This window comes from Blastomonas sp. AAP53 (genome assembly GCF_000331245.1).
GTDB lineage: Bacteria > Pseudomonadota > Alphaproteobacteria > Sphingomonadales > Sphingomonadaceae > Blastomonas.
The window spans coordinates 216987-234381 of sequence record NZ_ANFZ01000006.1; the positions used below are offsets into that span (position 1 = coordinate 216987).

Annotated in this window: 18 protein-coding genes; 7 read left to right on the top strand and 11 right to left on the bottom strand. The window is 64.8% G+C overall.

Going from position 1 to position 17395, the window contains the following annotated elements:
• Nucleotides 1-6: 6 nt before the first annotated feature.
• The 3 genes from D618_RS0103975 to D618_RS0103985 are packed head-to-tail and all read right to left on the bottom strand — an operon-like array spanning nt 7 to nt 4356.
• Nucleotides 7-1317, bottom strand: coding sequence for an amidohydrolase family protein (locus D618_RS0103975; RefSeq protein WP_017670199.1), 1311 nt, complete (start codon nt 1315-1317; stop codon nt 7-9).
• A complete protein-coding gene (locus tag D618_RS0103980; RefSeq protein ID WP_026091264.1) occupies nt 1314-2732 on the bottom strand; it encodes an amidohydrolase in 1419 nt (472 codons plus the stop codon). The genes D618_RS0103975 and D618_RS0103980 overlap by 4 nt, the downstream gene beginning before the upstream one ends.
• Nucleotides 2733-2772: 40 nt before the next feature.
• Nucleotides 2773-4356, bottom strand: a complete 1584-nt coding sequence (locus tag D618_RS0103985; protein WP_017670201.1) for a peptide MFS transporter — start codon at nt 4354-4356, stop codon at nt 2773-2775.
• Between the two features lie 153 nt (nt 4357-4509).
• On the opposite strand from D618_RS0103985, the gene D618_RS0103990 reads away from it, so the two are divergent.
• On the top strand, nt 4510-5103 hold the full coding sequence (locus D618_RS0103990; protein WP_017670202.1) for a nitroreductase: 594 nt from the start codon (nt 4510-4512) through the stop codon (nt 5101-5103).
• Nucleotides 5104-5108: 5 nt separating this feature from the next.
• Here D618_RS0103990 and D618_RS0103995 read toward each other — a convergent pair whose 3' ends face one another.
• The 3 genes from D618_RS0103995 to D618_RS0104005 all read right to left on the bottom strand — a co-directional run bounded on the left by D618_RS0103995 (nt 5109) and on the right by D618_RS0104005 (nt 6634).
• Entirely contained in the window at nt 5109-5372 is a 264-nt protein-coding gene (locus D618_RS0103995) for a hypothetical protein (protein WP_017670203.1), read from the bottom strand.
• Nucleotides 5373-5495: 123 nt separating this feature from the next.
• On the bottom strand, nt 5496-5714 hold the full coding sequence (locus D618_RS0104000) for a toxin-antitoxin system HicB family antitoxin (RefSeq protein WP_017670204.1): 219 nt from the start codon (nt 5712-5714) through the stop codon (nt 5496-5498).
• Nucleotides 5715-5722: 8 nt separating this feature from the next.
• Nucleotides 5723-6634 carry an SPFH domain-containing protein gene (locus tag D618_RS0104005; RefSeq protein WP_017670205.1) on the bottom strand — a complete coding sequence of 304 codons (912 nt, stop codon included), beginning with the start codon at nt 6632-6634 and terminating at the stop codon, nt 5723-5725.
• A gap of 213 nt (nt 6635-6847) precedes the next feature.
• On the opposite strand from D618_RS0104005, the gene D618_RS17585 reads away from it, so the two are divergent.
• Nucleotides 6848-7126 (top strand): hypothetical protein, encoded by a 279-nt coding sequence (locus D618_RS17585; RefSeq protein WP_017670206.1) that lies wholly within the window; start codon nt 6848-6850, stop codon nt 7124-7126.
• 23 nt (nt 7127-7149) lie between these two features.
• Here D618_RS17585 and D618_RS0104015 read toward each other — a convergent pair whose 3' ends face one another.
• Nucleotides 7150-7578, bottom strand: coding sequence for a hypothetical protein (locus D618_RS0104015; RefSeq protein WP_017670207.1), 429 nt, complete (start codon nt 7576-7578; stop codon nt 7150-7152).
• Between the two features lie 222 nt (nt 7579-7800).
• Between D618_RS0104015 and D618_RS0104020 the strand changes: the two genes are divergently transcribed.
• Both D618_RS0104020 and D618_RS0104025 read left to right on the top strand, forming a co-directional pair.
• Nucleotides 7801-9270, top strand: a complete 1470-nt coding sequence (locus tag D618_RS0104020) for a M20/M25/M40 family metallo-hydrolase (protein ID WP_343207516.1) — start codon at nt 7801-7803, stop codon at nt 9268-9270.
• Nucleotides 9271-9330: 60 nt separating this feature from the next.
• Nucleotides 9331-10452: a zinc-binding dehydrogenase gene (locus tag D618_RS0104025; protein ID WP_017670209.1), complete on the top strand. Its 1122-nt coding sequence runs from the start codon at nt 9331-9333 to the stop codon at nt 10450-10452.
• A 149-nt stretch (nt 10453-10601) separates the two neighbouring features.
• Here D618_RS0104025 and D618_RS19635 read toward each other — a convergent pair whose 3' ends face one another.
• Both D618_RS19635 and D618_RS0104035 read right to left on the bottom strand, forming a co-directional pair.
• Nucleotides 10602-10868, bottom strand: coding sequence for a hypothetical protein (locus tag D618_RS19635; RefSeq protein ID WP_152414523.1), 267 nt, complete (start codon nt 10866-10868; stop codon nt 10602-10604).
• Nucleotides 10869-11187: 319 nt separating this feature from the next.
• A complete protein-coding gene (locus D618_RS0104035) occupies nt 11188-12087 on the bottom strand; it encodes a LysR family transcriptional regulator (RefSeq protein ID WP_017670210.1) in 900 nt (299 codons plus the stop codon).
• Between the two features lie 123 nt (nt 12088-12210).
• Between D618_RS0104035 and D618_RS0104040 the strand changes: the two genes are divergently transcribed.
• From D618_RS0104040 to mmsB, 3 genes are read left to right on the top strand one after another with little or no spacing between them, the layout of a single operon-like run.
• Nucleotides 12211-13710 carry a CoA-acylating methylmalonate-semialdehyde dehydrogenase gene (locus D618_RS0104040; protein WP_017670211.1) on the top strand — a complete coding sequence of 500 codons (1500 nt, stop codon included), beginning with the start codon at nt 12211-12213 and terminating at the stop codon, nt 13708-13710.
• A 21-nt stretch (nt 13711-13731) separates the two neighbouring features.
• Nucleotides 13732-14133: a VOC family protein gene (locus D618_RS0104045; RefSeq protein ID WP_343207519.1), complete on the top strand. Its 402-nt coding sequence runs from the start codon at nt 13732-13734 to the stop codon at nt 14131-14133.
• Nucleotides 14134-15009: a 3-hydroxyisobutyrate dehydrogenase gene (gene mmsB / locus D618_RS0104050; RefSeq protein WP_017670213.1), complete on the top strand. Its 876-nt coding sequence runs from the start codon at nt 14134-14136 to the stop codon at nt 15007-15009.
• 145 nt (nt 15010-15154) lie between these two features.
• Here the strand turns inward: mmsB and D618_RS0104055 are convergent, their stop codons facing one another.
• The gene (locus tag D618_RS0104055; protein WP_017670214.1) at nt 15155-16144 is read right to left on the bottom strand and encodes an aldo/keto reductase; all 990 of its coding nucleotides are present in this window, start codon (nt 16142-16144) and stop codon (nt 15155-15157) included.
• Nucleotides 16141-17361, bottom strand: a complete 1221-nt coding sequence (locus D618_RS0104060; protein WP_017670215.1) for a cation:dicarboxylase symporter family transporter — start codon at nt 17359-17361, stop codon at nt 16141-16143. The genes D618_RS0104055 and D618_RS0104060 overlap by 4 nt, the downstream gene beginning before the upstream one ends.
• Nucleotides 17362-17395 lie beyond the last annotated feature (34 nt).

A 17395-nucleotide genomic window follows, 5' to 3' on the forward strand; every position in this document is an offset into this window, starting at 1 on the left:
GCTATATTACCGATCGTACGCCTTGGGCAAAGCCCCTTCCTGCGGCGTGCGATACCGATCGCGCAGCCGCGCCTGGCGGTTGTCGAGCGGTTGCTGCACGCCATCGATCATCACCGCGACCGGCGCCGATGACAGTTCGAGCGGATCGCCATCCCAGATCACGACATCGCCCTGGCGGCCGGGCTTGAGGCTGCCAAGCATCGCATCGACGCCCATTGCCTGGGCAGGACCCGAAGAGATGGCGGCAAACGCCTGGTCCCAGGTAAGCCCGGTAGCCCCCGGCACGCGCTGCAGCGCCACCAGATTGCCGGCATATTGCGGCGAATAATGCAGCTTGTGCGCGTCGCTGTCGTTGATCATGCCGATCGCAACCGTCACGCCCGCGCGCTTCATGCGGCCGATGTTCGACTGGGTCGCGGCGGTCTTCTCGAACTCCGATGGCAGGTCGTTCAGCGCCGAGGCGATAACGGGAACCTGTGCGGCGGCAATCTGACCCGCGACCAGCCAGCCTTCCGACACACCCACCAGCACCAGCTTGAGCAACGGGAATTCCTCGCGCAGCTTGAGCACGTTGAGGATGTCGGCCGCGCGCTCGACATGCACCATCAGCCGGATTTCGCCGTTCACCACGGGCACCAGCGCCTCTGCGTCCTGCCGATTGAGCAGCGCGTCATGCGGATGCGCCGCGACCCCGCGCTGGCCGTTTGTCAGGGCGCGCGCCTCGATCAGCGCGTTGCGGAATTCAAGAAAGGCCGAAGCCCGGCTGCCGCCCGCCTTGGCAGAGCCCGTCTCGCCCAGTTCGACGAACTGGAACGCGCGCGCCTTCGTGACGGCGTCATAGTCATCACCCAGATCGATCAGCGCGCCCATTCCGGCAAAGATCGATGCGGGCGCTGCAGGGGCCACCACCGCGCGGGTGATGCCAGCGGCGCGATTGACCGCGATCGGCGCAACCTTGGCGTTGATCGCGGGGACAACGTCGATTGCGGCGGAAAAGTCGCCGCGACCGGCGCTGCTGTCGTTGGTCTCATTGACGGCCTCGACCTCGATCAGGCCCAGCCGACTGAACCCTGCGAACAGGCCGGGCGTGACCCAGCGTCCGGCAGCATCGACCACCTGCGCACCTGCGGGCACGGCAACGCCGGCGCCAGCAGCCACGACCTTGCCATCGCGCAGCACGACGGTGCCACCCTCGATGGGTGCGCTGCCATCACCGATGACGACCTTGCCGCCGGTGATCGCGATGGTCTGCGCGGCGAGCGGGGTGGCGAACAGCGCTGCTGTCGCGACGCCTGCGGAAAAGAGAGCCTTGATCATTTCGTGTCTCCCTCGCCGGGCTGGCCCAGCTCGAAATCGCTCACCGGACGGCGCTTTGGATCGTTCGCGTCATACAGCATCGCGCCATCGATCCAGACCTTTTCGGGCCGCGCATAGACCGAGAGCGGGTTGGCGTTCCACAGCACGACATCGGCCATCTTGCCGGGCTTGAGGCTGCCGGTCTTGTCGGCGATGCCCATCGCCCGAGCGGGGTTGTAGGTGAGCCAGCTGATCGCGGTGGCGTCAGTAATATTGAAGCCCATCCGGCGTCCATCGCCCAAGGCCTTGGCCGCTTCCTGGTTCAATCGCTGGATCTGGTCCTGATCGTCCGAATGGATGATCGTGCATGCGCCGGCATTCTGGATGATCGCGGCGTTTTCCGGAATGCCGTCATAGGATTCCATCTTGAAGCCCCACCAGTCGGCCCAGACCGCCGAACAGATGCCGTTGGCCTTGAGCAGATCGGCGATCTTGTAGCTTTCGACCGCGTGGTGGAAGGTGGAGACGGTGTAGCCGAACTCCTTGGCCATATCGATCACGATCGCCATTTCATCGGCGCGATAGCAGTGGTTGTGGATCTGGATCTTGCCTTCCAGCGCACCTTTCAGCGTATCCATGCCGATGTCGCGGGTAGGGGGCGTGCCGCCCTTGCGTTCATACTCGTCCCAGCGCGCCTTGTATTCGGCAGCGCGCGCCCAGGTCTGGCGGTTGACGGCCAGGTTGCCCATGCGGCTGGCGGGCTTCTGATTGCGGCTGCCATAGACCCGCTTGGGGTTCTCACCGCACGCCATCTTGAGGCCGTAGGGCGCGCCGGGGAACTTCATCGCCTGCATGGTGCGCGCAGGCACGTTCTTGAGCGTCACCGAGCGGCCACCGAACAGGTTGGCCGAGCCCGGGAGGATCTGCAAGGACGTGACGCCGCCATTGGCCAGTGCGCGGCTGAAGCCGGGGTCCTGCGGCCAGACCGAGTGCTCGGCCCAGACATCCGCGGTAACCGGGCTGGTCGCCTCATTGCCATCCGAATGCGCCTGCACGCCGGGCGAGGGATAGTCACCCAGGTGGCTGTGGATGTCGATGATGCCTGGCGTCACGAACTTGCCGGTGCCGTCGATCACCATGATGTCGGCGGGGATCGGGGTGTCCGCGCCGCCCACTGCGGTGATCTTGCCATCGGAGAAGAACACCACGCCATTGTCGATCTGACCGCCCTCGCCATCGAAGATGGTGACGTTGCGGATCGCGGTCGGCGCACCGCCATAGGGCTTGTAGGTGCTGGGATACGGGTTCTCGTCAAAGCTGACCTTGGCCGCCTTGGGCGCATTGCTGCTGGCAGACGATGGTCCTTCGGTGCTGGTCGTATTGGCGCAGCCGACGACCAATATGGCCGCCAGCGGCGCAGTGAGCCCGTATCGCATAACTATTTCCCTGTCGCAGTTCGGTTTTGGTGTGCGCAGCTCAGGCGCCGCGCGTGGCCGGATTGACGCCAGCGGCCTGCGGCTCGGCAAGCTCTGCCTCGCCCGCCAGCGGTTCTGCGTCCTTGAGCGTATCGAGATGCATCAGCTTCTTGATCAGCGGGGACACCAAGATCACGCCGACACCCACGCCGATCGCGATCCAGCCGATGTTCGAATACACGTCGAGCACCGTCTGCTGGCCTGCGCCTTCGCCGCTGGCTGCTTCCGAACCGGTCGCTGCCGCGATCAGCCCGGCCACGAAATTGCCCGAGGCCGATGCGAAGAACCAGGTGCCCATGATCAGCGATGCCATGTGCGCAGGCGCCAACCGGTTCATCGCGCTGAGGCCGACAGGCGACAGGCACAGTTCGCCGGTGGTGTGGAGCAGATAGATGAGGAAGATGAACAGCACCGGCGTCGGAACGCCCGCGCCACTCGCCGCCGCGCCTGCCACCAGCACCAGAAAGCCTGCACCCAGCTGCATCATCGCCAGACCGAACTTGGCAGGGGCCGAAGGCTCAAGCCCCCGGCGGCCCAGCCAGGTCCAGATGCCCGCAAAGAAGGGTGCGAGCAGCACGATGTACATCGCGTTCACCGACTGGAACACCGACGCGGGAACCCCGCCACGATCGACATAGCGGTCGGTATAAAGGTTGAGCGAGGAGCCGGCCTGTTCGAACAGCGCCCAGAACAGGATCGACCCCAGAATCAGGAACATCGCCGCGAAGATGCGGTCGCGATCATGCGGTTCCAGCTTGGTGACGGCGGTCAGCAGCACATAGCCGACCAGAATGACACCCGAAACCAGCAGCAGCCAGCCCACGACATCCTGATACTGGATCAGAACCCAGATGCCGAGCACGGCGGCAATGCCAACGGCGTAGATCAGCCATTCCTTCTTGATGCCCATCACCGGCGCTGCCAGCGCGACCGGATCGGGCGCTTCGCCGCGACCGCACAGCAAAGGCTTGCCGAGGATGAACACGATCAGGCCGAGCAGCATGCCGACACCGGCCGCGCCGAAGCCGTACGACCAGCCATAGACCTCACCCAGATAGCCGCATGCCAGCGAGCCCAGGAACGCGCCGAGATTGATGCCCATGTAGAAGATCGTGTACGCGCCATCGCGGCGCACATCGGTGCGCGGATAGAGCTGGCCGACGATCACCGAGATGTTCGCCTTGAGGAAGCCCGATCCCACGATGATGAACGCCAAGGCCAGCCAGAAGATGCTGAGCGAGGTCGGATCCTGGCCGCCTGTTCCTTCAAATCCCATCAGCGCATGGCCGAAGGTCAGAATCACCGCGCCGAAGGTTACCGCCTTGCGCTGGCCCAGATAACGGTCGGCCAGATAGCCGCCCAGCACAGGGGTGATGTAAACCAGCGCGGTATAGGCGCCGTAGATGACGCCCGATTTCTCGTCGGAAAACAGCCAGTGCTTGGTGAGGTAGAAAATCAGCAGCGCGCGCATGCCGTAATAGGAAAAGCGTTCCCACATTTCCGCGAAAAACAGCACGTACAGGCCCTTGGGGTGACCCAGAAACGTGCCTTTGGAATCGCCACTCACGGCATATCCGCTGGCCATAATCGCTTTGCTCCCGTCGATTTTATCATGGCGGCCAGTCCCCGGGTCCGCCATAGCGTGGGCGCCAACCTAGACAAAAATGCGCAGGTGTGAAGCGCCTTGTTGCAGTTGGTACCAACAGGCCTTTTTCCCACCGGCTGACCGGAGCTTCGCGTGACCGAATTCAACGACCTTTCCTCGCTGACCCGCTACCTTGCTACTCGCCGGTCGGGCAGTCCGCGCGCCATGATCGCGCCCGGCCCCGATACTGCGCAAATCCGCGAGATCGTGGAGACCGCACTGCGCACCCCCGACCATGGCAAGCTGAACCCCTGGCGGGTGGTGCACGTGGCGAGCGACCAGCGTGATGCGCTGGCGCAGGGGCTGACCCAGGCCTATCGCGCGGAAAAGCCCGAGGCTGGGCGGCTGGAGATCGAGGCGATGGAGACCTTTGCGCGCCATGCGCCCGAATTGCTCGTCGTGCTGTTCAGCCCCCGCGAATCGAGCAAGATTCCGCTGTGGGAGCAGGAGCTGTCCGCAGGCGCGTTCGTGATGAACCTGCTGCACGCCAGCCATGCACGCGGCTTTGTCGGCGGCTGGATCACCGGCTGGCCGAGCTACAGCAAGGCGGTGCGCGACCTGTTCGGATCAGAACCGGAGCAAATTGCGGGCTTTGTCTATCTGGGAACCGCAGGCCAGCCGCAGGAAGAACGGCCCAGGCCTGAATTCGACGCGGTGTTCAGCGAGTGGCAGCCTGCGGCAGGCTGACCTGGCTAGAGCTGCTCGTCGCCTTCGGGCGCCTCGTCCTCGCCATCCAGGCCTGCCGCAGCTTCGTCAGCAAACTCGCGCGTGATCGCCGCATCCAGCTTGTCGAGCGGTTCTCCCTTGGTTTCCTGCTTGTGCGCCAGCTGCGCTGCCGTGTCCCAGGCCTTGGCTGCGGACAGGGCGATATCCCGCCGGTTGGAGAGGGTTTCGCTGGCCGCCTTGGCGATCTGCAGGCTTTCCTGCTCGCGGCAGAATTTCTCGGTGACGCGCACGCATAAGCTCCTTGGCGTTTGGATCTGCTCACCAATCGAGCGAAGGGCGGCGCACGGCTGCGCAACCTTGCGCTGGTCCCGGCGGATGTCCGGACGATAGCACCACAGCGTGAAACAAGCGAACTATACCTGAGGCATGTCCGTTTCGTCCTTCGGCGGACGGCCTCGGGGCCGCTGCTCGGGCGCGGCCACCCTGATCCCCCGCCGCGCCAACGCCTCGCGCAGCAGCACCTCGATTTCCGCATTGACGCTGCGGAACTCGGCTGCCGCTGCGCGCTCGATTGCCGCGTGAAGCGACGGTTCGAGGCGCAGGGCGAAGGGTTTCTTGGGCGGCGCAGCCATGGCTCAGATCAATAGAGCGACCCGGCGTTGACCACCGGCTGGGTATCGCGCTCGCCGCACAGCACGACCATCAGGTTGGATACCATCGCTGCCTTCCGCTCGTCGTCGAGGTTGACGACATTCTTCTCGCTCAGCAGCGCCAGCGCGTGTTCGACCATCGTCACCGCGCCCTCGACCAGCCGCGCACGCGCAGCGACCACGGCTTCGGCCTGCTGACGGCGCAGCATCGACTGGGCGATCTCAGGCGCATAGGCCAGATGCGTCAGCCGGCATTCGTCGATCTGCACGCCAGCGGCGGCGACGCGCTCCTGCAGTTGCTTTTCCAGCTCGTGGCTCACCTCTTCGGCATCGCCGCGCAGCGTGACCTCGTCGACATTGAAATCGTCATAGGGGTAGCGTGCGCCGATCACGCGGACCGCGCTCTCGATCTGGATGTCGACGAACTCCTGGTAATTCTCGACATCGAACAGTGCCTTCGAGGTGTCTGCCACGCGCCACACGACGTTGGTCGCGATCTCGATGGGGTTGCCGCGCAGATCGTTGACCTTCACCTTTTCCGACGTGACGTTGTGAACGCGCACCGAAATCTTCTTGCGGCTCAGCCACGGCCAGCGCCAGCGCAGCCCGGTGTTGCGATCGGTACCCTTGTAGCTGCCGAACAGCTGGATCGCCGCCGCCTCGTTGGGGTTCAGCATGTAGAAGCCGCTGATGATCAGCAGGAATGCAAGCGCACCAATGGCAGCGATGGCCAATCCCACCAGATTGCCACCCTTAGCCATGGCCACACCCAGCACCGGCATCGCCATCGACACAAGCATCAGCAAGAGGAAGAGATAGCCATTGAACGTGCTGGCCTGGCTTTCATGGCTGGCCACCATGGCCCCCGTTGGCTGGCTGCCGATTGGCGAATGGTCCTGCATGCGAAACTCCCTCCGATTCGAAAATATGATATCATAATTATATCAAAAATCGCACGCGGCAAGAGGGTTTGCGCCTGGGGCAGGGGGAAATATGCAGTCCGTCACAACCGGCATTCGACGGTCTGCTATCTCAGCAGTCGAACGGTTCATCGCCATAGGAAACCGTTTCGCCGTCCATGCGTAATGCAACGGACACTTCTGAGGAAACCGCTCATGACGATGCACTATCCCATGCTCGCCTTCGATCCCGCCACGGCATTGGCGGCAGGCCGTTCATTTGCCCGGCGGATCGCCGAGCGCGGCTTCATGCCCCTGTACCGTTCGGGCGATGTCAATCACTGCCCCGGGTGTGGCGGCAAGAGCTGGCATGTCGGACGGATGAGCGCGGAATGTGCGATCTGCGAGACGGCGATCCCGCTGGCAGATGTCGCCGCGCAGCCGATGCAGCCGCTTTATCACGTAACCCGCAGCCGGACCGTATCAGCTGATTGACAGCGGGTGTCGCAGGTGTCGCGCTATGCGTTGCCGCGCACCATTCTGCCCAGCACAGCCGGGTAGAATGCCTTTTCTTCCCAGCGGACGCGTGCTTGAAGCCGCTCGCTCAGTCCGTTGAACACGGTCAGGAAACCATCCGGGTCACTGGTCACCTTGCGCTGCGGCCAGCTGGCATTGCATTCCATTAGGTCGCCGCGCCATGCGAGAAGTTCGTCGTGGAATCTGCGGATGAGGGCCGTTTTCGCAGGGTCATCCCGCAGGCGGGGCGCGTGGGCGTTGATCAGCGCAATCTCTTCACCGCAATGAACATTGACCATCTTCGACAGCGCCATGCGCTGTGCGGGAAGATCCCGCAATGCTTCGGATGACCCCGTCGATACCGTCGCCACAATTCCCTTGGCCATGCCGACAAGCTGGTCATGATGGTCGGCAAATGCTGTGCTCGTCATGAACCGTGCCCGTCCTAGCGATGCCCACCGGCAGAAGGTGGCACCGTCTGCGCAGTTTTAAGTTGGCTAAGTTTACAGGAGGTTACCGCTTGCACCGTTCGTCGCACTGATCCACTCTGGCTTATCCAAGCCATCGAGGGGTCAGCCACAATGTCCACATCAAGCCCATCTTCCGCCAGTCGCCGCGACATGCTCCGCTCGGCGGCCCTGCTTGGATCCGGCGTGGCGCTGACGGCCGGCGGTGGCGCTGCCATTGCAGCGGCAGACAGCGAGATGGCGCGGATCCGCAAGGCGGCCGAAAGCAACCGCGATGCCGACATCCGGCGCATCCAGGACTGGATAAAGCTGCCCTCGATCGCGGCGGAAAATCTCAACATGGCAGAAGGCGCTGCCTATATGGCCGACCTTGCCAGGTCGGCAGGCTTCACTGGCGTCACCACGGTGCCATCCGATGGCCACCCCGGCGTATTCGGCGTAATGGACAACGGTGCCAAGCGGACGCTGGGCATCTATTTCATGTACGACGTCAAGCAGTTCGATCCGGCGGAATGGTCCTCGCCGCCGCTGGAGGCGCGCATCGTCGACAAGCCCGGCTGGGGCAAGGCGATTGTCGGGCGCGGCGCGATCAACCAGAAGGGCCCGCAGGCGACCTTCCTGGCCGCGCTGCACGCCATGAAAGACGCCGGCGTCAAGCTGCCGGTCAACATCGTGTTGCTCGCAGAAGGCGAGGAAGAGATCGGGTCGCCCAACTTCAGGCAGATTGCCACCAACCCCGGGGTGCTGGCCGCTCTCAAGCGCTGCGAGGGCATCTTCATTCCCGCATGCTGGCAGGGCGCAAATGGCGAGGTGCAGGTCAACCTGGGTTCCAAGGGCATCATCGAGCTCGAACTGATTGCCAGCGGAGAAAAATGGGGGCGCGGGCCGAAGGGCGACGTGCATTCCAGCTACAAGGCGATGATCGATTCCCCGACCTGGCGGCTGGTGCAGGCGCTGCAAACCCTTGTCTCGGCTGATGGCAACAACGTCGTCATCGGCGGCTGGTCAGAGAATGTCCGCCCGCTGACGGCGCGCGAAAAGGCGCTGATCGCAGAAGCGGCCAGAGGCATGGACGAGGCCCAGATGAAGGCGTCGTTCGGCGTCACCCACTGGATCGATAATCTTCCGCTCGAACAGGCGCTTGTCCGGCTGGCGCAGGAGCCAACCGCCAATATCGAGGGGCTCGTCGCGGGCTATACCGGCCCCGGTGGCAAGACCGTGCTGCCCGGCAGGGCGGTCGCCAAGCTCGACTTCCGCCTCGTCCCCAACCAGACCCGCGCCGAAGCCGAAGCCAAGCTGCGAGCGCATCTCGACAGCCAAGGCTTTACCGACATCGAGGCCAATGTCTCGGGCGGCTATGACCCCACCGAGGTCGCCGAGGACAGCCTGCTGATCAAGGCGGAAATGGCCGCCTATGCCAAGATGGGGGTGAAGGCCAATCTGAACCCGCGGCTGGCGGGATCGTGGCCGGGCGCAGTGTTCACCGCCCCCCCGGTGAGCATCCCCGCCGGCCATTTCGGCATCGGCCATGGCAGCGGCGCGCATGCCCCCGACGAATATTTCGTGGTGGACTCCAGCAACCCCAAGGTTGCCGGGATCACCGATGCGACCATGGGTTTTGTCGAGATGCTCTACCAGATGGCCGCTGTCCGCTAGGCGGTCGCGAACCGCGCGTCGTGCTTGCAGCCGCGCGCCTGCCACTGCATGACAGCGCGCATGAAGATCACCGCAGCCATTCTCGATAGCATCGGCCACACCGGCCCGTTTGCCGATAGCCACCCGTTGCGCCTCGCCGAGGTCGATCTCGCTCCGCCGGGTGCGGACGAGATGCTGGTCAAGATCGAGGCGGCGGGGCTGTGCCATAGCGACCTTTCGGTCATCAACGGCGACCGGCCGCGTCCGATGCCGATGGCTCTGGGGCATGAGGCAGTCGCGACCGTCATCGAACCGGGCGCGATCGCCGCCAAGCATTTCGCGCCGGGCGACCGCGTGGTGCTGAGCTTCCTGCCCCTGTGCGGATATTGCCCCAGCTGCCATTCGGGTGAGGGATATCTCTGCGGCAACGGTGCGGCGGCGAATGGCGCGGGCACGTTGCTGGGCGGCGAGCGGCGTCTGTCCGAGAACGGCACGCCGGTGCAGCATCATCTGGGTTCGTCGGCATTTGCCAGCCATGCGGTGGTCGACCGGCGCTCGGCGGTGAAGATCGACAGCGACATTCCGGTGGAGATTGCAGCTCTCTTCGGCTGCGCGGTGCTGACCGGCGCGGGCGCGGTGCTCAACAGCGGCGCGTTGCGCGCGGGCGAAAGCGTGGTCGTCTATGGCCTGGGCGGCGTCGGCCTTGCCGCGCTGATGGCAGCGATCGCGGGCGGCGCGCATCCGGTGATCGCGATCGACCCGGTGCCCGCCAAGCGCGCGCTGGCGCTGGAACTGGGCGCGCTCGCCGCCGTCGATCCGCAAGATGGCGAGGACGCGGTGATCGCGGCATTGGGCCGCAAGCCCGATCTGGTGATCGAGACCGTCGGCAAGGCGGCAGTGCTGGCCAAGGCGTACGGCCTGGCGCGGCGCGGCGGGCGGATCGTCACCGTGGGCCTGCCCAACCCGGCGGACATGCTCTCGATCCCCGCGGTCTCTTTGGTCGGCGACGGCAAGACGCTGATGGGCAGCTACATGGGCAACGCCATCCCCTCGCGCGACATCCCCCGCTACATTGCTTTGTGGCGCGCAGGCCGGATGCCGGTGGAGAAACTGCTGAGCTCGGTGAGCCCGCTGTCCGAGATCAACGCGCTGTTCGATGAACTGGCGAGCGGGACGGCGATTAGGCAGGTGGTGGTGCCTTAAGTAACACCGTCCACTCAGCCTGAGCTTGTTGAAGGCCCGACTATACGGCTAAAGTGGGCGCGGGTCCTTCGACTTCGCGGGCTGCGCCCGCTGCTCAGGATGAGCGGGGGTGGTTAGGCAGTTTTTCACGAGGATTGAAGTTTGACGCTTCAATTGAGCAAACGGCTTTCATGGGGTTCGATTTGTTGCTCGGTTCCCGGTGGATATTCTCTCAGGTGCAAATCCCAATCTTCACCGGCCCGGATTAGCTGAATGTGAAAACTCGGCCCTTCCCCTCCGCTGTTCATATACCAGCAATGGATAAGATTGCCGTCGACAGCTAAGAATTCAATGCCTTCAGCATGGACATAAGAGCCAATTTGCTGGTGAATTGCTTCTGCGATATCGAGCGCGCCAATGCGTTTTAACCGGGCCATTCCCCATGTATTTATCTAGCCATGACTAATTGCAAGTCACAAACTCCGCTCAGCCTGAGCCTGTCGAAGGCCCCGCTATATGGCCAGCGTGGGCGCGGGTCCTTCGACTTCGCGGGCTAAAGCCCGCTGCTCAGGATGAGCGGGGGTGGTGCGGGGTTCGCCGAATTGCCCTCTCCCCTTGCGGGAGAGGGAGGAGACGCCGCAGGCGTCGGAGGGAGAGGGGGTGTGCGCTTCCCCCCTCTCAACTGCGGCTAGCGAACTGCGCTCGCAAGCCTTCGTATCTCTCCCGCGAGGGGAGAGAGGGATGTTGTTGCGAGCCTCAGGTGGCGGGGGTATCAACCACCCCCGGCGCGATCTTCCGCGCGACGTCATCCAGCCAGCCGATAAACGCATCCACCCGCGCGAGCTTGCGCATGTCGCGGTGTACGACCAGCCAGAAGCTGCGGTGGATGGTCACGCTGCCTTCCAGCACGCGCTCCAGCCGCGCGTTCTGCTCTCCCATGAAGCACGGCAAAATGCCCACGCCCGCCCCGGACGCGATCAGGCTGTGCTGCACGTTGATGCTCGAGCTGGTCAGCACCGGCTCCAGCCCGGGGCCGATCTCGTCGAGATAGCGCAGTTCGTCGGCATAGATGAAATCGGGGATATAGCCGATCAGCGGGTGGCGGCGCAGGTCGTCCACGCTGGCAATCGGCCCGGCGGCGGCGAGGTAATCGCGGTCCGCGTAGACGCCGAGCTGATAGTCGACCAGCTTGCGCACCTTGAGCGGCCCGGCAGTCGGCCGCGAAAGCATGATCGCCAGGTCCGCTTCGCGCTTGCTCGGGTTGAGGAAGCCGTTGGTCGCGACCAGCTCGATGCGGATCGCGGGGTGGCGGCGGTGGAAATCGGGGAGGTTGCGCGCAATGATCCATGCGGCGAACCCCTCGGCAACACTGACCCGGATGGTTCCGGCAAACACCGTCTGCTCGCCGGTCAGCTCGGTGCGCGCATCGACCAACGATTGCTCTGCGCCTTCCGCATAATGCAGCAGCTTGCGGCCATGTTCGGTGAGCGCGATGCCCTTGCCGCTCGCCTCGAACAATGTGGATTGCAGGTCGCCCGACAGCCGCGCGAGCCTCCGCGCCACGGTGGTCGGGTCGATCTCGAGCCGCCGCGCGGCTTCCGCCACAGAGCCCGCGCGCGCGAGCATCAGGAAGATGCGCAGATCGTCCCAGTTCATATCGCACCCGCTCTCCGACCATGGCTTTTATGCAGCCTGTTGTGACGTTTTTACGCAATTGCTTGCAGTTATGCCAGAGGCTAATGCGCTCCCTAAGCGACAAGCACATTCAGGAGAGCGATCATGCGCACCGTCACCCACCGTCTGGCCAGCGGGACCACCGTCCCCGCCAGCCCCCGCCAGTCCGACATTTTCGATCCCAATAGCGGCACCGTGCAGGCCAAGGTCGATCTGGGCGACAAGGCCGTGCTCGATGCTGCGGTCGATGCCGCGCTCGCCGCGCAACCCGCCTGGGCCGCGACCAACCCGCAGCGCCGCGCCCGCGTGATGTTCAACTTCAAGGCGCTGGTCGAAGCGAACATCGATGAACTCGCCGCGCTCCTTTCCAGCGAGCACGGCAAGGTCCATGCCGACGCCAAGGGCGATATCCAGCGCGGGCTTGAGGTCATCGAATTCTGCTGCGGTATCCCGCACGCCTCGAAGGGCGAGTATACGCATGGCGCGGGCCCGGGCATCGATGTCTATTCGATGCGGCTGCCGATCGGCATCGGCGCTGGCATCACGCCGTTCAACTTTCCCGCGATGATCCCGATGTGGATGTTCGGCCCCGCGATCGCCACCGGCAACGCCTTCATCCTCAAGCCTAGCGAGCGCGACCCCTCGGTGCCGGTGCGCCTGGCCGAACTGATGAGCGAGGCGGGGCTGCCCGATGGCATTCTGCAGGTCGTCCACGGCGACAAGGAAATGGTCGACGCGATCCTCGATCACCCCGCGATTGCTGGCGTGTCGTTCGTCGGATCGTCCGATGTCGCGCATTATCTCTACCAGCGCGGCGTTGCTGCCGGAAAGCGCGTCCAGGCGATGGGCGGCGCGAAGAACCATGGCATCGTCATGCCCGATGCCGATCTCGACCAGGTGGTCAAGGATCTCGCAGGCGCTGCCTTCGGCTCGGCGGGTGAACGCTGCATGGCGCTGCCGGTCGTCGTCCCCGTGGGCGACGAGACCGCCGACCGCCTGCGCGCCAAGCTGATCCCCGCGATCGAGAAACTGCGCCTTGGCGTCTCGTCCGATCCCGATGCCGATTACGGCCCCGTCGTCACCGCCGCGCACAAGGCCAAGGTCGAAGGCTGGATCCAGACCTGCGTCGATGAAGGCGCAGAGCTGGTCGTCGATGGCCGTGGCTTCACGCTGCAGGGTCACGAGAACGGCTTCTTCGTTGGCCCTACCTTGTTCGACCACGTTACCACCGAGATGAGCAGCTACAAGGAAGAGATCTTCGGCCCCGTGCTGCAGATCGTCCGCGCCAAGGATTTCGAGGAAGCGGTCGCGCTGCCCAGCAAGCACCAGTATGGCAACGGCGTCGCGATCTTCACCCGCAACGGCCACGCGGCGCGCGAATTTGCCGCGCGGGTCAATGTCGGCATGGTCGGCATCAACGTGCCGATCCCGGTGCCGGTCGCCTACCACACCTTCGGCGGCTGGAAGCGCAGCGCGTTCGGCGACACCAACCAGCACGGCATGGAAGGCGTGAAGTTCTGGACCAAGGTCAAGACGATCACCTCGCGCTGGCCCGACGGCGCGGTCGATGGCGGCAACGCCTTCGTCATCCCGACAATGGGTTGATTGGGGGCTGATTGCGTGAGGCTGGCCTACACCGCCTATCTGGTCCGCGAGTATGACGAGGCCATCGCCTGGTTCGTCAGCGCGGTGGGTTGGACGCTGCTCGAAGACACGGACCTCGGCGGCGGCAAGCGCTGGGTTCGGGTGGGGCCACGCGACGGCGGCGAGCTGCTGCTGGCGCGGGCGACCTCGGCCGAGCAGGCAGCCGCCGTCGGCAGGGAAGCAGGCGGGCGTGTCGCCTTCTTCGTGCACACCGGCGATTTCGACCGCGATTACGCGCGGATGCTGGCAGCGGGCGTCACGTTTGCTGAGATCCCGCGCAACGAGGCCTATGGCCGGGTCGTGGTGTTTGCCGACCTGTATGGCAACCGGTGGGACTTGATCGAATCGCGCGCAGACGCGGTTGAAGACAATGGAGAGACGTGAATGGCAACCATCGGATTTATCGGCCTGGGCAACATGGGCGGCGGCATGGCCGCTAACCTCGCTAAGGCGGGGCACAAGGTCATCGCGTTCGACCTTTCGGGCGAGGCGCTGGCGCGGGCAGGGGCGGCGGGATGCAACCCCGTCTCCGACCCCGTGCAGGCGGTCAGCGATGCCGATGTCATCGTCACCATGCTGCCCGCGGGCAAGCATGTTGCCTCGGTCTATAACGAAACCGTGTTCGGCGCGGCGCGATCGGGCACGCTGCTGATCGATTGCTCGACCATCGATGTCGATACCGCGCGCGATGTCGCAGCAGCCGCCAAGGAGCGCGGGCTCGAGGCGGTGGATGCACCGGTCTCGGGCGGCATCGCGGCAGCCAATGGCGGCACGCTCACCTTCATGGTCGGCGGCAGCGCGCAGGGTTTCGCGCGCGCCGAACCGATCCTCGCCGACATGGGCAAGGCGGTAATCCATGCGGGCGACAATGGCGCAGGCCAGGCCGCCAAGATCTGCAACAACATGCTGCTGGGCGCGACGATGGCCGCGACCTGCGAGACCTTTGCGCTGGCCAGGAAGCTTGGGCTCGACCTCCAGACCTTTTACGACATCTCGTCCAAGGCCTCAGGCCAGAGCTGGTCGATGACAAGCTATTGCCCCGTCCCCGGGGTCGGCCCTGCCAGCCCTGCCGACAACGGCTATGCGGGCGGCTTTGCCGCCGCGCTGATGCTCAAGGACATGCGGCTGGCGCTGGAAGCTGCCAAGGCCAACGGTGCGCAGGTGCCGATGGGCGAGCGGGCGGAGGCAATCTACGCGGCGTTTGTCGAAGCTGATGCGCAGGGGCTCGACTTCAGCGCGATCATCACCGCGCTGGAGTAAGCGCCTGGGGGCGGTGTCAGCGCGGGGCCTTCGACAGGCTCAGGCTGAGCGGAGGGGGGATGCGCGGGGCAGCGTGGCGATGTAATGCCCAAAGCCCGCTCAGCCTGAGCCTGTCGAAGGCCCCGCGAAACCCTTTGCGATAAGCTCAGATCCGCACCATCTTCATGCCCATCTCGCCATAGCGCTGGCCTGCTGTGGCATCCCTTGGCGCGGCGGCATCGAGCGCATCGAGATCGGCGCGGGTCAGCGTGCCGTTCACCGCCGCCATCGAATCCTCCAGCGTCGCGCGGCGCTTCGATCCTGGGATCGGCACCACATCATCGCCCTGTGCCAGCAGCCACGCGAGCGCGATCTGCGCCGGGCTGACGCTGTGCGCCGATGCGACCTTCTTCACCGCATCGACGATGGTCATGTTCGTGGCAAAATTCTCGTCCGAATAGCGCGGGTCGTTGCGCCGGTAATCGCCTTCGGGCAGGTCCGAACGCTGCGTGATCTGGCCGGTGAGAAAACCGCGCCCCAGCGGGCTGTAGGGCACGAAGCCGATGCCGAGGTCCTGGCACAGCGGCAGGATCTCGTCTTCCACGCCGCGCTCCCACAGCGAATATTCGCTCTGCAGCGCGGCAATGGGGTGGGTGGCGTGCGCACGGCGGATGTTGTCTGCGCCCGCTTCGGACAGGCCCAGAAAGCGCACCTTGCCCTCTTCGACCAGCCGCGCCATCGCGCCGACGGTCTCCTCGATCGGCACATTGGGGTCGACGCGGTGCTGGTAATACAGGTCGATCACATCGACGCCCAGGCGCTTCAAAGAGCCTTCACAGGCACGGCGGACGTTCTCTGGCGAGCTGTCGACGCCGCGATAGCCGCCGTCCTCGATCCTGAAACCGAACTTGGTGGCAATGACCAGCCGGTCGCGGCGTCCCCGGATCGCCTGACCCAGCAGCTCCTCGTTGACATACGGCCCATAGACCTCGGCAGTGTCGAAGAAGGTCACGCCCAGCTCGATCGCGCGCTCGAGCGTGGCGATGGACTCGCGGTGATCGGCCTGGCCGTACATCGCAGCGCCGATGCCCGCCATCGGCATGCAGCCCAGGCCCAATGCAGAGACGTCCAGACCCCCCAGATTGCGATAGATCATTGCGTGTCTCCTTCTGCACGGGCGATAGTCGTTGTCACCGCCATGTCCATCGTGACATTGCCCAGGGTCCGCATGATATCGGGGAACACCTCGATCGCCAACAGCAGCGCCAGCGGCTCGATGGGCACGCCCATGGCGATGCAGATGGGCGTGATCGAACCGATGAAGCTGATCGATCCGGGCAGCGACACCGACCCCATCGTGGTGATCGCCGCAGCAGCCAGTCCCGCCAGCAAAGCCACCGGGCCCAGCTCGACCCCCATCAGATGCGCGACATACACCGCGACCGCCATGTTCATTGCAGGGCCCGTGGCGCGAAACAGCGCGACAGCGATCGGCAGCACGACGTCTGCGGTGCGCTCGCCAGCGCCAAGGTTGCGCACGCCTGTCAGCATGGCGGGCAGCGAAGCGAGCGACGATTGCGTGGAAATCGCCACCGCTTGCGCCGGGATCGACGCGCGGAGGAACGCCAACGGACCGATCCGCCCGCCGATTGCCGCGATGACAAAGGCCGTGATCCACACCACCGATCCGACCGCGACGACTGTCAGGACATAATGGCCAAGCGCGCCGAATGCAGCGCCGCCCGCCCGCGACCCGACCACCAGACCCAGTGCGAACACGCCGATCGGGGCGAGGGTCAGCACCCAGCCGATCAGGATGATCATCGCATCGCCAATGGCGCCGAAAAAGCCCTGCATCGGGCGGCGCTCGTCTTCTGGCAACCGGGTCAGGGCGAAAGCGAAGGCCAGGGTGAAAACGATCAGCGGCAGGATGGCGTCATTCGCGGCTGCGGCGATCGGATTGGTCGGTACCAGCGCGCGCAGAAAATCCGTGAACGGGGGGACTTCGCCGGTGGGTTCGGCGTTGGCCAGCGCCCCCTGCAGCGCCGCGCGGGCGGCTTCGGGCAAGGGAAATGCGCCCAGCAGCGCGGGGGTTACCAGCGCCGCCATCGCGGCCGATAGCCACAGCAGCACGATCATCGTGGTGATCGTGCGCACCGTCAGCCGGCCTGCGGTCGCCATCTGGGCCGTGCGCAGGATCCCGGTGATCAGCAGCGCTACAACCAGTGGAACCACCGTCATCTGCAGGCCGCGCAGCCACAGCGATCCGATCAGGTCGGCGGCCTCGATGGCACCCGGCGCGCCGTTGCCGATCGCGATCCCCAACCCGATGCCGATGATAAGGGCTCCCAGGACCAGCAGTGTTTTCAGCATTCAAAAGCCCCCGTCATGTTTTCGCCCTGCCTGT

Coding starts and splice junctions, on each gene's coding strand:
- D618_RS0103985 (WP_017670201.1), bottom strand. CDS start 4,356: ATGGCCAGCGGATATGCCGTGAGTGGCGATTCCAAAGGCACGTTTCTG.
- D618_RS0104035 (WP_017670210.1), bottom strand. CDS start 12,087: ATGAACTGGGACGATCTGCGCATCTTCCTGATGCTCGCGCGCGCGGGC.
- D618_RS0103975 (WP_017670199.1), bottom strand. CDS start 1,317: ATGATCAAGGCTCTCTTTTCCGCAGGCGTCGCGACAGCAGCGCTGTTC.
- D618_RS0104025 (WP_017670209.1), top strand. CDS start 9,331: ATGAAGATCACCGCAGCCATTCTCGATAGCATCGGCCACACCGGCCCG.
- D618_RS0104060 (WP_017670215.1), bottom strand. CDS start 17,361: ATGCTGAAAACACTGCTGGTCCTGGGAGCCCTTATCATCGGCATCGGG.
- D618_RS0104005 (WP_017670205.1), bottom strand. CDS start 6,634: ATGCAGGACCATTCGCCAATCGGCAGCCAGCCAACGGGGGCCATGGTG.
- D618_RS0104015 (WP_017670207.1), bottom strand. CDS start 7,578: ATGACGAGCACAGCATTTGCCGACCATCATGACCAGCTTGTCGGCATG.
- mmsB (WP_017670213.1), top strand. CDS start 14,134: ATGGCAACCATCGGATTTATCGGCCTGGGCAACATGGGCGGCGGCATG.
- D618_RS0104055 (WP_017670214.1), bottom strand. CDS start 16,144: ATGATCTATCGCAATCTGGGGGGTCTGGACGTCTCTGCATTGGGCCTG.
- D618_RS17585 (WP_017670206.1), top strand. CDS start 6,848: ATGACGATGCACTATCCCATGCTCGCCTTCGATCCCGCCACGGCATTG.
- D618_RS0104000 (WP_017670204.1), bottom strand. CDS start 5,714: ATGGCTGCGCCGCCCAAGAAACCCTTCGCCCTGCGCCTCGAACCGTCG.
- D618_RS0103980 (WP_026091264.1), bottom strand. CDS start 2,732: ATGCGATACGGGCTCACTGCGCCGCTGGCGGCCATATTGGTCGTCGGC.
- D618_RS0104040 (WP_017670211.1), top strand. CDS start 12,211: ATGCGCACCGTCACCCACCGTCTGGCCAGCGGGACCACCGTCCCCGCC.
- D618_RS19635 (WP_152414523.1), bottom strand. CDS start 10,868: ATGGCCCGGTTAAAACGCATTGGCGCGCTCGATATCGCAGAAGCAATT.